Annotated in this window: 12 protein-coding genes; 7 read left to right on the plus strand and 5 right to left on the minus strand. The window is 69.8% G+C overall.

Annotated elements, in window-relative coordinates; all coding sequences use genetic code 11:
- The first annotated feature begins 45 nt into the window (after window positions 1–45).
- Window positions 46–1605 (plus strand): adenylate/guanylate cyclase domain-containing protein, encoded by a 1560-nt coding sequence (locus ACWDOP_RS31740; protein WP_454202695.1) that lies wholly within the window; start codon window positions 46–48, stop codon window positions 1603–1605.
- Between the two features lie 533 nt (window positions 1606–2138).
- Window positions 2139–2633: a hypothetical protein gene (locus ACWDOP_RS31745; protein WP_456347998.1), complete on the plus strand. Its 495-nt coding sequence runs from the start codon at window positions 2139–2141 to the stop codon at window positions 2631–2633.
- Window positions 2634–2645: 12 nt separating this feature from the next.
- Here ACWDOP_RS31745 and ACWDOP_RS31750 read toward each other — a convergent pair whose 3' ends face one another.
- Window positions 2646–4745 carry a thioredoxin domain-containing protein gene (locus tag ACWDOP_RS31750; RefSeq protein ID WP_456347999.1) on the minus strand — a complete coding sequence of 700 codons (2100 nt, stop codon included), beginning with the start codon at window positions 4743–4745 and terminating at the stop codon, window positions 2646–2648.
- A gap of 157 nt (window positions 4746–4902) precedes the next feature.
- Between ACWDOP_RS31750 and ACWDOP_RS31755 the strand changes: the two genes are divergently transcribed.
- Window positions 4903–5325, plus strand: coding sequence for a hypothetical protein (locus ACWDOP_RS31755; RefSeq protein ID WP_456348000.1), 423 nt, complete (start codon window positions 4903–4905; stop codon window positions 5323–5325).
- Between the two features lie 22 nt (window positions 5326–5347).
- Here ACWDOP_RS31755 and ACWDOP_RS31760 read toward each other — a convergent pair whose 3' ends face one another.
- Window positions 5348–5929, minus strand: a complete 582-nt coding sequence (locus ACWDOP_RS31760; RefSeq protein WP_456348001.1) for a dihydrofolate reductase family protein — start codon at window positions 5927–5929, stop codon at window positions 5348–5350.
- Window positions 5930–6133: 204 nt separating this feature from the next.
- On the opposite strand from ACWDOP_RS31760, the gene ACWDOP_RS31765 reads away from it, so the two are divergent.
- Together ACWDOP_RS31765 and ACWDOP_RS31770 are read left to right on the plus strand one after the other, a co-directional pair.
- Window positions 6134–6505, plus strand: coding sequence for a hypothetical protein (locus tag ACWDOP_RS31765; protein ID WP_456348002.1), 372 nt, complete (start codon window positions 6134–6136; stop codon window positions 6503–6505).
- 218 nt (window positions 6506–6723) lie between these two features.
- Window positions 6724–7668 (plus strand): SGNH/GDSL hydrolase family protein, encoded by a 945-nt coding sequence (locus tag ACWDOP_RS31770; RefSeq protein ID WP_456348003.1) that lies wholly within the window; start codon window positions 6724–6726, stop codon window positions 7666–7668.
- 71 nt (window positions 7669–7739) lie between these two features.
- Here ACWDOP_RS31770 and ACWDOP_RS31775 read toward each other — a convergent pair whose 3' ends face one another.
- Window positions 7740–8765 (minus strand): phosphotransferase family protein, encoded by a 1026-nt coding sequence (locus ACWDOP_RS31775; RefSeq protein WP_456348004.1) that lies wholly within the window; start codon window positions 8763–8765, stop codon window positions 7740–7742.
- Window positions 8762–9883, minus strand: coding sequence for a hypothetical protein (locus ACWDOP_RS31780; protein ID WP_456348005.1), 1122 nt, complete (start codon window positions 9881–9883; stop codon window positions 8762–8764). Before ACWDOP_RS31780 ends, ACWDOP_RS31775 begins: the two co-directional genes overlap by 4 nt.
- 178 nt (window positions 9884–10061) lie before the next feature.
- On the opposite strand from ACWDOP_RS31780, the gene ACWDOP_RS31785 reads away from it, so the two are divergent.
- Window positions 10062–10640, plus strand: coding sequence for a TetR/AcrR family transcriptional regulator (locus ACWDOP_RS31785; protein ID WP_456348006.1), 579 nt, complete (start codon window positions 10062–10064; stop codon window positions 10638–10640).
- Between the two features lie 43 nt (window positions 10641–10683).
- On the opposite strand, the gene ACWDOP_RS31790 is transcribed toward ACWDOP_RS31785, so the two are convergent.
- Window positions 10684–11607 (minus strand): tyrosine-protein phosphatase, encoded by a 924-nt coding sequence (locus ACWDOP_RS31790; RefSeq protein ID WP_456348007.1) that lies wholly within the window; start codon window positions 11605–11607, stop codon window positions 10684–10686.
- Window positions 11608–11821: 214 nt separating this feature from the next.
- On the opposite strand from ACWDOP_RS31790, the gene ACWDOP_RS31795 reads away from it, so the two are divergent.
- The gene (locus ACWDOP_RS31795) at window positions 11822–12433 is read left to right on the plus strand and encodes a TetR/AcrR family transcriptional regulator (RefSeq protein ID WP_454202679.1); all 612 of its coding nucleotides are present in this window, start codon (window positions 11822–11824) and stop codon (window positions 12431–12433) included.
- The last annotated feature ends 12 nt before the right edge of the window (window positions 12434–12445 follow it).

A 12445-nucleotide genomic window follows, 5' to 3' on the forward strand; every position in this document is an offset into this window, starting at 1 on the left:
TCCGATGAACGCACCGACCGTCGCAGCCGCGACGCCCCTGGCGACGTGATCAGCAGGCTCATTCTGTGGGCGCTGCGCGCGCGGTGGGGGCTGTCGGCCGTCGTCATGGCGTGCAACCTCGGCGGGCTCGGGGTGATCACCGTCGAACTGTGGCTCAGCGGGTTCTTCGCCCGGCTCGGCACCGAATGGATGACCGCGTTCGGGCAGGTGGCGATCTATCCGGCCATCGGCGCGTTCCTGGGCATCGTGCTCGCGGTGCGCGATCGCGAGCACTACTTCGCCTGGCTCGATCAGCGCCGGACGCCGACCGAAGCCGAGGCGCGCCGGCTGTTGCACCTGCCGCTGGGAATCACGCTGCGGGCCTTGGCCATCTGGCTGCCGGGCGTCATCATCGCGGCGGCGCTGTTCGCGCATTTCACCCCGGAGCGCGACTTCGCGGTCGTGCTGTCCATGTTCACCCTGGGCGGGATCGAGTCGGCGGCGCTGACCTTCCTGATCGTCGACCGGCTCATCCGGCCGACCATTCCGGTGGTGTCCGAGGTGCTCGACGGGACCGGGCACTGGAGTTCCACGGTGCTGATGCGGGTGCTCGTCACCTTCACCGTGACCGGCGCGGTGCCGCTGTTCATGCTCATCACCGTGCTCGCGGATCCGTCGTCGGCGTACGCGGACCGGATCCACACGGCGATCTACGTGGCCCTGGTCGGGCTGTCGGCGGGCGCGGTCGCGACGGCGGCGCTGGCGCGCTCGGTCGCCACCCCGATCCACACGCTGCGCGATGCCCTCGACCGAATCGCCAAGGGCGATCGCGACGTACGGGTCCCGATCGGCAGCACCAGCGAGATCGGTCGCCTCGAGCATTCGGTGAACGAGCTCGCCTCGAATCTGCGTGAGCGCGAACGCATGCAGGCGGTGTTCGGCCGCCACGTCGGGGCCGAGGTCGCGGCCCGCGCGCTCGCCGCCAAATCCGATCTGACCGGCGATATGCGGGTGGTGACAGCGCTTTTCGTCGATGTGACCGGTTCGGTGGCCATGGCCACGGAACTGGCTCCGCGCGATTTCGTCACCAAGCTGAACCGGCTGCTGTCGATCGTGGTCGCCGCCACCGAGGCCAATCAGGGCCTGGTCAACAAGTTCGAAGGCGATGCGGCGCTGTGCATCTTCGGCGCGCCCATCGCCCTGGACGACAACGCGACCCCCGCCCTGCGCGCCGCGCGCCGCATCCGCGACGAGGTGATCGCGGCGGGCGAGCTCGACATCGGCATCGGCGTCGCCCGCGGCCTGGTCTTCGCCGGTGACGTCGGCGCGGATACCCGCCTGGAGTTCACCGTGATCGGCGACGCGGTCAACGAGGCGGCCCGCCTGACCACCGAGGCGAAACAGGTCGGCCGCCGGATCCTGGCCAGTCAGGTCGTCATCGACGCCGCCGCGGATTCCGAACGCAGCAGGTGGATGCTGCACGACACCATCCACCTGCGGGGACGGAAGGAACCCACGCCGGGCTGGACCGACGTCCCGTCTCCCGCGCGAGCCCGCCACAACGGCACCGCCCCGCAGGCCGCGCCCCCGCGGGCCGCGGCCCCGGCCCCCGCCGCCGACCTCTAGGCAGCCACTCCCCCGTCATTCCGCCGGCACGGCTTCCAACAGCCACGGTCGGCCGGCGTTCCCCGCCACACACGATCGCTCGAGAACGGCCGGCACCCGCCCCGGTTCACACCCGTAAACCCCGGCGCCCCAGGCTGTGTTGGCCTCCACCACCGCCCGGCCTACGGCCTGTACGGCGGCCGCCCGCATGATCCGAGATTCCTCGGAGTATCTGGGCGACAAAATCAAAGTAGACACAGGTTCCGGACTGTAGGACCGGGCGGTGGCGGCGGCAATGGAAATACGCGGGGCGACGTCCGCCCCAGGCAGTGTGCGAGGACGTAATCACAGCAGTTCACAGGCTGTTTCGCTGCATGGGTGCGGTGACGTGACCGTGCCGCCCGTAACCGAAGCGGTATGCGGGCGCGAGGTCGAACCGATCCTCAGCGCGGTTACCGGCCGAGGCTCCGATACCGCTGTCGTACTGCGGGACCGGTGGCGTGTCGTACTCGTGGGTGATCCGTATCGGCGACGGGGGCGGGGACAGTGGGGGTATGAGCGGTATCGGGGCGCACGCGCGGGACTTGTCGGACGGGGACCGGGATCGGCCGGTGGCGGTCTCGATCGCGCTGCAGGCCATTGTCGTGGCGTTGCTCGCGGGGGTGTGCGAGTCGCTGTTGCGGGCGTCCTCGGCACTGGATCAGCCGGATGCCGACGTGGGCGGGCTGCTGCTGGGGCTCGCCGCCCGGGGGCTGATCTACGTGGCGGTCGCGGCGATAGCGCTGCAGATGGCGACGGGCGCGCGGTGGGCCCGAACGACTCTCACGCTCGGCCTCGGCGTGGTCGGCATGGCCTCCCTGCTCATCGAGCCCGCCACCACGCTGTTCTCCGGGCAGGGCGTAACGGTGGACTGGTCACCGGAACCACTGGCGCTGGCCACATTTCGCGTCGTCCACATCGTCGCGGTCTTGGTCGCGATCCCCGCCATGTACCGCGCGGGCGACTACTTCGCACCCCGCACGGCCGCGTCCCCGCGAACCGGAGCGTAGCGGGGGCGTGACTCAGGCCGAGGCCGGCGGGAGCAGGGCCGCGCGGACCTCCTGTGCCGTGGTGACCGGGAGGTCGCAGACCGCGCCGCGGCAGATGTAGGCCGCGGAGTGGGTGTTCACCGCGGGGCGATCGGTCAGGAGGGGGTCGGTGTCGGGGGCCGCCGCCACCACTACCGTGCCGCCGGGGGCGGCGAGGCGGGCGGCCTGCACCAGGGTCGAATAGCCCTCGCGGTCACCGTCGGCCACCGCCACGGCCACCTGGATCGGACCCCGCAGGGCCGCCTCGGCGACGGCGAGCCAATGGCCCGCCGAACGGGGGGCGCGGGCGAGCAGGATCGCGCCGCGGTCCAGGGTCGCGTCGGCGAGGTCGCGGTAGCGGGCGGCCGATTCGAGGTCGGAGAGGGCCGCCGCGGTGAGCAGCGCGTCGGCGAGAACCGCTGTGCCGGAGGGGGTCGCGCCGTCCAGCGGATCGCGCGGCCGCGTCACCAGCGTCTCGGCGTCGTCGGCGGTGTCGAACCAGCTGCCCGGCACCTCCGGATCGGCGAAATGGGTGATCGCGGCGTCCAGCACCCGCTGCGCGTGCGACAGCCACCCCCCGCGCGAAGTCTGGTGCAGGGTCAGCAGACCCAGCGCGAGCCAGGCGTAATCCTCGAGCACGCCGGGCGCGGTCCCGGCCACCCCGCCGAGCGAGGCACGGCACACCCGCCCGTCGGTCACGTGGGTGTCGAGCAGGAACTGCGCGCAGCGCTCGGCGGCCAGCACCCAGGTCGGATGGTGATGCGCCGCACCGGCTTCGGCGAGCGCGGCGATGGCCATGCCGTTCCAGGCCGTCACCACCTTGTCGTCCCGTTCGGGCTGCGGCCGGCGATCCCGCGCGTCCCGCATGAGCCCGGTGATCCGTTGCAGCCGTTCGAAATCGGCGGGGGCGGGATCGGCGTACCTGGTCAGCACCGAGGTGCCGTGCTCGAACGTCCCCGCGGTGGTGACCCCGAAAAACTCTGCCGCCCAAGCCCCATCGATGCCGCCCAGCAGCCCGTTCAGTTCCGCGGGCGTCCACACGTACGTCGCGCCCTCCACCCCCGGCCCCTCCGGCTCGACATGGGTGTCCGCGTCCAGCGCGGAGGCGAATCCGCCGCCCTCGGTCCCCAGGTCGTCGAGCAGGAACTGCACGGTCTCCCGGGTCACCCGCAGCGCCGGCGATTCCAGCGCGCCGGGCGGGGCCAGCGGATCATGCGGAATCACCTGCTCGGCATCGCGCTCACGCCGCGCGATATGCGAATACACCCGCAGCAGTTGGGCGTTGTCGTACAGCATCTTCTCGAAGTGCGGCACCACCCACGCCGCGTCCACCGAGTACCGCGCGAACCCGCCGCGCAGCTGGTCGTAGATCCCGCCCCGCGCCATGGCCTCGGCGGTGAACGTAACCACCTGCCGCACACCGGCGTTCCCGGTCCGCTCGTAATCCCGCAGCAGCCCCTCCAGCAGCGCCGACGGCGGAAACTTCGGCGCCCCGCCGAATCCGCCGTGCTGCGCGTCCACGTCCTTCAGCACCGCCGCGACCGCGTGGTCGAGCAGTTCTGGGCTGATCCGCACGTTGTTCTCCGGCAGACCCGCGGTCTGTTCCCGCAGCGCGTCCCCCACCTGCGCCGCCGCCTGCGTGACCTCGTCCCGCCGGTTGCGCCAGGTCTCGGTGACCGCCTCGAGCAGCTGCGTGAACGAGGGCGACCCGTGCCGCGGCGTCTTCGGGTAGTACGTCCCGCAGTAGAACGGCTCCCCCGCCGCGGTCAGGAAGCACGTCATGGGCCACCCGCCCTGCCCCGTCATGGCCACGGTGGCGTTCATGTACACCGCGTCCAGGTCCGGCCGCTCTTCCCGATCGACCTTGATACACACGTAGTTCGCGTTCATGAGCGCCGCGGTGGCCTCGTCCTCGAACGATTCGTGCGCCATCACGTGACACCAGTGGCAGCTCGCGTACCCGATCGACAACAGGATCGGCACGTCCCGCTCCGCCGCCTCGGCCAGCGCCGCGGCGTCCCACTCCCGCCAATGCACCGGGTTGTCGGCGTGCTGACGCAGGTAGGGCGAGGTGGCATTCCCCAATCGGTTCACCGCCCCAGCGTCTCATACCGACCGGCGGCCACGCCCCGCCGCCGGAACCGGAAAGTCCCCGGCGAACCCTTAGGCGAACCTTGTTGAAATACATACCTTTCACTAGTGTTCGCCGCGGGTGACTTCCCACGTTCACCGGAAAGAACTGGTCAGCACAATGCCGAAACTCCCGATCGCAACCCTGGCCGTGGCCGGGCTCGCCTCGATCGCCGCTCCCGCCCTGTTCGCCGCCCCGGCCTCGGCCGCGATCACCAACCTCACGATCGAGGGCGCGGCGGCCGGCGCCGACTGCAAGACCGGCGCCACCGCGTGCCGGATCGTCGTCACGGTGTCCGACAGCGCGCCGGTCCTGGTCAAGGTCGGCAACGACGTCATCGCCTACAACGTCGTTCCGACCAACGGCACCGTCACCGTCGCGTGGAACCCCCCGGCCAACGGCAAGTACACCGTCTCCGCCCTGCAAGGCCAGAGCGTCGCGCAGCTGATCGTCGGCGTCCCGGGCCGCGCCGACAGCGACGCCGCCGAAGAGCCCTCCCCGTCCGACTGGATCGAAGCGCTGCTCAGCGGTTCGGCGGGCTAGTCACCGGCGCCGGCCGCCCCCGTCAGTCGTGCAGGGTCGGCCGGTAGATCAGTTCCTGGATGCCGCCGCCCAGGGTGCGGCTCTCGAGCAGCTCGAGGTCGAAATCGGCCGCGCCGCCGAAGATCGGGGCGGACCCGGTCTTTCCGGTGATCACCGGAAAGACCGTCACCTGCACCCGGTCGACCAGGCCCGCGGCCATCAGGGCCCAGTTCATCGCGAGACTGCCGTGCGAGCGCAGCGGAACCGCGGACTCCCGCTTGAGCCGGGCGACGACGTCGACCGCGTCGCCGTCCGCGACGGTCCCGTCCACCCAGTCCAGCGGTTCCCGCAGGCTGGTCGACACGATCGTGGCGGGCAGATTCACCATGCGCGTGACCCAGGGGTCGTACACCTCGGACCCCTCGGTCGCCTCCGCCAGCATCTGCGCGAACTCGCGATAGGTGTTGGCCCCGAACACCATTCGCTGCTCGGGCCGGTACTGCTCGAGGCGGTGCGCGAGGAACTCGGGGCTCTGCTTGCCCCAGTAGCCGCCCCAGTCCCCGCCGCTGACGCTGCCGGAGCCGTCCAGGCTGGAGAAGACGTCGAAGGTGTACGTGGTGGCCATGGGTCCTCCTCGGATGCGATGGGTACACCGGTACAGACGAGAGCGGGGCGCGAAATTCATCGCCGCGAACCGGGGCGCCACCCGCGCTCGACCCGCCAATCTTCGCTCGAAGAGCAAATAATCAGAAACTACCCGTGATTAATGCCCGCCGGAGGGGCACCCTGGATACAAGGAAGGAATCTCCGCAGTTCAGGAGGCAACACAGTGTTCAGAATTACCGCAGTCAAACCGGACGGTGAGCACTGGCATCCGCATCCGGGTGATGCCATCGAAGATCATGGCGAATTTCCAGCCCTGTTCCTGTGTGCCCTGGGAGTCGTGGCGGTCGGGCTGACCCTCACCGCCGCAGGGTACGGATTCCGGGGTTGGGCGACAATCGGCGCGATCGCGGCGGCGGTGCTGCTGACCACGGGTCTGCTGCTGATCCGCTACGAGTACTTCCGCGAGTTCAAGCGGGAGCAGGAAGTCGGCAGGCACGGGCACAACCCGCTGGTCGCCGGCGAGTGGCGGGGCACCGCGCCCACCGCTTACCAGGAGCGCCACCGCCTCTCGGCCGAACGCCCCGTCACCGGCTGAGTGCACGACCCGCCGCGCCTCGACGAACCGTCGAGGCGCGCAGCGCTGCGCGGACCCTAGCGACTTACGAATCGGTTCACCCCGTCCGACCTCGATGAATGGGACGCGGCCACGAAGTTGCGGAATGTTATTTGCCGAACGCAAGTTTCACGCGTTACGTCACGTTAATATGCCGTACCGTTCGCCTTCCCTTTCGTACCGCAGGAATCACGAGGATCATGAACCGCTTCTTGTCCGCCGTTGCCATGACCTTCGGATTGGCGGTGCTGGTGGGAGGACTCACCGCACCGACCGCCGCGGCAGACACCGAAGCGGGCAACGGCAAGAGCCTGGTCGTCATGGGTGATTCCAACACCGCCAACGCCACCTGGACCACGCCCGACGCCTCGCCCGAGACCGGCGAGTGCGCGCATCAGCCCACCTCCTGGCCCACCCAGATGGGCCAGCGGATGGGGTTGCAGGAGAGCGACGTCGCCGATGTGTCGTGCGTCGGCTCCTACCTGTACCGGCACGGCGAGGATCGCTACTGGACCGCGCTGACCCAGACCCGTCGCGCCGCCGAGATCGGTGCGTTCGGCACCCGCACCAAGGCCGTGCTGCTCCAGTTCGGCCTGAACGACATCTGGGGTGAGAACCACAAGGCGCAGGGCGAACTCGCGCCCTGTCTGCTGAACATCGAACGCGGGTGCAGCACGGCCGATGTGGCCGCCAACGGCACCCCGCCCAAGATCCTCACCGGTCAGGACTACGTCGACCATCTCGGCAGCATCGTGTCCTACCTGCGCTACTACGCCCCGAACGCCCGCATCATCCTGGTCGGCTACCAGGAGCTGCACACCCCCGGCGACACCGCGGTCTGCACCGACATCCTCGGCGTCCCCATGCGCATCCCGCGCGCAAGCGCGGTCACCGATGTCTTCGAGAGCGTCCAGCAGGCGCCCAAAGCCGGTGCGGCCCAGCTGGGTATCGAGTTCTTCGACGCCCGCGCCGTCACCGCCGGCCACGGCCTGTGCTCCGATGATCCCTGGCTGACCGGCGTCTTCACCCCCGGCCGCGACTTCCTGGGCCAGCCCGGTCACCCGACCCTCGAGGGCGACGCGGCCGTCTCCGAGGCCCTGCGGCAGTACCTGGCCGCGCCCGCGCCCCAGGCTCCGGCCCGCTGATCGCGGGTGCGGGCCGCCGCCCGGCATCGGCGCCGGACGACGGCCCGCGAAACAGCCGCTGACGGGCACCGTCAGGACAGCAGCTGTTCGATTCGGGTGGTGCAGAATCCGGTGATGTTCATCTCCGGTGGTAACCGCACGCGATTCACCATGCGCAGCAGGGGAACCGACAGCAGGACCGCGGCGAGAATCTCGTTGTACCGCAGGTTCCGCACCGGCATCCCGCTGCGCCGTTCGTAGTATTCGATGGTCTCCGCCCGGGACGGGGTGCCAGGCAACGGCGCGTGCCCCTCGAATTCGGTACTGGCCCATTCCAGGAACAGCATCCAGGCGAGATCGGCCTCGTGGTCGCCGAGGTAGGCGATCTCCCAGTCCAGGACGCCGGTCACCCGGTAGTCGTTGTCGTACAGGATGTTCGACATGCGCGCGTCACCCCAGCACAGGGTGAGATGCTCGGGCTCGTAGGCGTTCTCACGCAGGTACGCGATCGCCCGCCGGTACGGCTCGGCCGGTTCGCCCGCACAGGCCCAGCGCAGCGCCGCGTCCAGGTAGTTCACCACCTGCCGAATCGGCCCGTGCCCGTGGTGCGGTAGTGCGAGGAAGTCCAGTCGCAGTGCGCGCCAATCGAGTTGGTGCACCGCCGCGATGGTGTCCACGCAGCCCCACCACATCCGGGCGCGTTCGGCCGGCGACGCCTCGAAGTAGTTGCCCGCGCTGTGATACGACGGAAAATCGCCGGGGGCCTCCCCCGCGAGCCGGCTCATGACGAAGTACGGACTGCCGAGCTCGCTGTCGCCCCGGTCGAGCCAGGTCACCGCAGGCACCGGGATGTCGGTCGCGGCGAGCCGGTTCATGACCAGCACTTGGCGCAGCAGGTCGTAGTCGGGGAACAGCGAGTCCTCCGGCGGGCGGCGCAGCACCAGCGGCAGCCGCCCGTATTCGGCCTCGACCTCGAACAGAAAGGTCTCGGTGGCGAAACCCCGAGTGGTTCTGGCGAACTCGCTGACCCGGGCATCCCCGCCGCCGGGCAGGTTCCGGCGCAGCGCGGGTTCGAGCAGGGCCGGAATTGCCTCCGGCAGGGGGCGGGCGATATTCACGATCCGTACCCCGCGTACCCGTACCGCGCGTTGCGGCCCAGGAACACCATCTCCACCAGGCCGTAGCCCACGCGGCCCTCGGACTCGACGCGGCAGAAGGTCTCGCTGAGCATGGCGGCCTGCTTCAGATCCGCGACGTCGGTGAGATCGGCGACGAAGTGATCGCTCCAGGACTCTCCCCTCCAGAGCCCCGATGCGTACCCGCGGTAGTGGTCGTATCCCGCTATGCCGGGCCAGAAGTCGGACACCGGCGTGATGGTGAACTCCCGATCGCGGCCGTCCGCGCTGCGGACGGTGAAGCTGCCGCCGTCGACGATGCGGAAGTCATCGCGGAAGCTCAGCGCGTGCCCGGCATCGACGACCGGCACGATCGGCTTGCCGGAGTCCAGCCTGGGCAACACATTTCCCTCGAAGTGCCAGCGCTGTCCGTCCGCCGTCTCGCGCTGCGCGAAGTGCACGAGCTCGTCCTCGAACTGGAAGATGCCCATGTAATAGAGCACACCGTCCGGAATCTCGCTGGGCTGCATGTCACTTCCCTCACCGAGGCTGCCGCCACCGCCGCCGTGGCGGGTCCCCCAGGAGTGGTCGCGGCCGAACCACCAGGTGTCCGGATCGATCTCGTAGCGTTCGCCCGCTGCTTCCAGCCAGCCCGAGATGCGGCCGTTCTGGTAGTAGCGCCGCGCGTCCTCGCGCACCCGGCCACGACTGCGGAAGAACGCGGGTTCCTGTTCGTAGGCCGGGAATTCGCCCTCGAAGTCGAGCTGCAGCCGGATGCCCGAATCGTTGTCGGCGAGGGTGGCGCGCACCTTGCGCAGCGGCTCGATCACCTCGTAGCGGTAGGGCCCTACCTGCCAGGCGCCCAAACCGTCGTAGCGGCCACCGATCTCGCGGGACATCCGCACCACGTGCGCCTGCTTCCCCTCGATGGTGATCATCGCGTAGGCGTCGGTCACGTTGCGGTTGGGGTAGCGGGCCATGCCGGTCATGACGCTCACCGTTCCGGTGGTGTCGAAGCCGTAGAGCACGACCCGTTCGGTCCAGCGCAGGTCGCTCTGCAGGACGTGGTCGAACGTGGTGGGCAGTTGATGGCAGAGCAATTCGTCCTGGGGCGTCAACATCGACGGGCACCTCTCTCGGTGTGGCTTGCGCCACCGTAATTACGATACGCGGCATAGCGTATTCTAAATGGGCTGGAAATGTAATCTGCTTCAGGAAACTTCTCGCGATCCGACGGAGGAAGCCGTGCCCGCGTCCGCAACCCCGCGACCCGCCCCCGGTCGCCCCCGGGATCCGCTCGTGGACGATCGGATCCTCACCGCGACCGAGGAACTGCTGGTCAGCAAGGGCTACCAGGCCACGACCATCGCGGCCGTCGCACGCCGGGCCGGCATCGTCGCCACCTCCATCTACCGGCGCTGGCCCGGTAAACGAGAGCTGGTCGAGGACACCGTGTTCGGCCTCGACACCGGCGCGCACCCGGTTCCGACCGGCGATCTGCACGCCGACCTGCTGGCCTGGACCGGCCTGTTCCTGGCCACCGCCGCCCACCCGGCCGCCCGGGCGGCGATCCCGGGCCTGCTGGCCGACTATCACGGCGACCAGGCCCTGTATCACCGCCTGCTCGACCGCGGCGAGCGCCCGACCATCGACGCGCTGCGCGAACTGCTCACCCTCGCCGCCGCCCGGGGCACGGCCGCGCCCGACTGCGACGTCGAGGCGATCTTCGAGATCCTGCGCGGCGCGACCCTGCTGCGGGCACTGACCCACGGCCTCGAGGACCGGGAGGACTTCTGCGAGCGCATCACCCGCGCGCTGGTGACCGTCGCCCGAACCGGGGCAGCGGCATCGGGCCACGGAGATTCCGCGCACGGGTGAGCCCCGGCGTGCGAGCGCGCACGGCGGCACACGCCGGACGGTGTCAGTTCACCAGTTTCGCCCGCAGCGCCGACACGATCCCGGCATCGAGCCCGAGACCGGTGGTGAGGTAGCCCTCGAACGAGCCGTAGCTCTGATCCATCTGCGCCAGTGCGGATTCCAGGAATCCGGCCTCGACCCCGAAGATCGGGTCGAAGATCTTGGCCGCTTCCTCGCCGTACTGCGCGACGATGCTGTCCCGGCGCGCCTTGATCGACACCGCCGAATACTCGTTCGTCAGCAGGAAATCCGACATGATCGTGGCGCGCGGCACCCCGGCGAGCCCGAGCAGGGTGGCGGCGACCCAGCCGGTGCGATCCTTTCCCGCATTGCAGTGGAAGACCTGCGCGCCTTCGGTATTCGCCAGCTCGGTGAGCATCTGCGCGATCGCCGCCCGCTCACCCGCGCCGGTCACGAAGGATCGATAGACCGTGCGAGCGAGCTCGCGGGCCTCCTCGGGCGAGCGCACCCGCGCGGCCTGATCCTCGATGTTGCCGCCCAGGATGGGGATATTGCGATAGGCGACCCCGCCGGGCAGCCGATCGGGCTGCTTCGCGATCTCCGCGGGCCCGCGCAGGTCGTAGGCCGCGGTCAGCCGCAGCGCCTGCAGCGTCGCCAGATCCGCGTCACTCGGGTCGAGCACGTTGGAGCGATAGAACACGCCGCGTGCCACACGCTTGCCATCGGCGGTCGCGTACCCCGGGCCGATGCCCGCGACGTCGCGGAAGTTGTCCACCGACTTCAGCCGTGGCGTGTCCACCGACATCGGTCCGCCGAAACTGCCTGTACCACCGGATGATCCAGTGCTGACACCCGGCGCCTGAGCGGCGGGATCGGCGCTCGCGAGACCGTGCCCGGCGACGAATACCGCCGCGACGGCCGCGACGGCGCCCGCGCTCCGGGCTAGGGAATGGCTGCGTCTGCGCATGAAATTCCTTTCGGATCGAGAAATGCGCATCGCGTCCGAGGCGCGTGTCGGCGGCGGTCGCGCGGGACCGCGCGCCGCGCGGACGGGCCGCGGCCCGCGATGTGCGGACGGAACGGTGAACACCACCGCACCGGCACCCATCGCCGTTACACGGTGTAACGGCGGGGTCGTGACACAATGTAACGACGACCACAGTCCAACGCAAGGGGTATCGGTGCCGAACAAACGCGAGGGCGGACATCGCCTCGGTTCCAAGCGCGACGCCGCCGTCGATACCGCCGTCCTGGCGGCGACCCGCGAGCTGCTCGTCGAAAGGGGCTACAGCGGAACCACTATCGACGCCATAGCCAAGCAGGCCGAGGTGGGTCGCCCCTCCATCTACCGGCGCTGGCCGTCCAAGGGCCACATCGTCAACGACTCGATCTACCCCGCCCCGATGCCCGAGCTGGACCCCGCCGCCGACTTCGCCGAGGAGATACGCCGGCTGGTCGCGGGCGCGGTGATGGTGTTCGCCGACCCCGCGGCGCGCGAAGCGGCTCCCGGCCTGATGAACGATCTGCGCTCGGACCGCGCACTGCACGACGCGCTGATCGCCGGTCCGCTGGCCACCTTTCGCGCCGGCCTCGCCGAACGGGTCGAGGCGGCGGTCGGCCGCGGCGAGGTGTGGCCCGGGCTCGACGCGGACCTCATCATCGACATGGTCGCGGGTGCGGCGATCTTCGCGCTGTCCGTGCGCGATGCCGACGATCTGCCCGCCCTCACCGCGGGCCTGACCCGAATGTTGTTGCACGGCATACTGACTCCCGACTCCGGGGCCGCCGGCTGATCCGGAACGACC

It is taken from the genome of Nocardia sp. NPDC003693 (assembly GCF_053981095.1).

What these genes read in the sequence shown, in the direction of transcription:
- ACWDOP_RS31745 (WP_456347998.1), top strand. Translation starts at nt 2,139, where the DNA reads ATGAGCGGTATCGGGGCGCACGCGCGGGACTTGTCGGACGGGGACCGG.
- ACWDOP_RS31755 (WP_456348000.1), top strand. Translation starts at nt 4,903, where the DNA reads ATGCCGAAACTCCCGATCGCAACCCTGGCCGTGGCCGGGCTCGCCTCG.
- ACWDOP_RS31760 (WP_456348001.1), bottom strand. Translation starts at nt 5,929, where the DNA reads ATGGCCACCACGTACACCTTCGACGTCTTCTCCAGCCTGGACGGCTCC.
- ACWDOP_RS31770 (WP_456348003.1), top strand. Translation starts at nt 6,724, where the DNA reads ATGAACCGCTTCTTGTCCGCCGTTGCCATGACCTTCGGATTGGCGGTG.
- ACWDOP_RS31780 (WP_456348005.1), bottom strand. Translation starts at nt 9,883, where the DNA reads ATGTTGACGCCCCAGGACGAATTGCTCTGCCATCAACTGCCCACCACG.
- ACWDOP_RS31790 (WP_456348007.1), bottom strand. Translation starts at nt 11,607, where the DNA reads ATGCGCAGACGCAGCCATTCCCTAGCCCGGAGCGCGGGCGCCGTCGCG.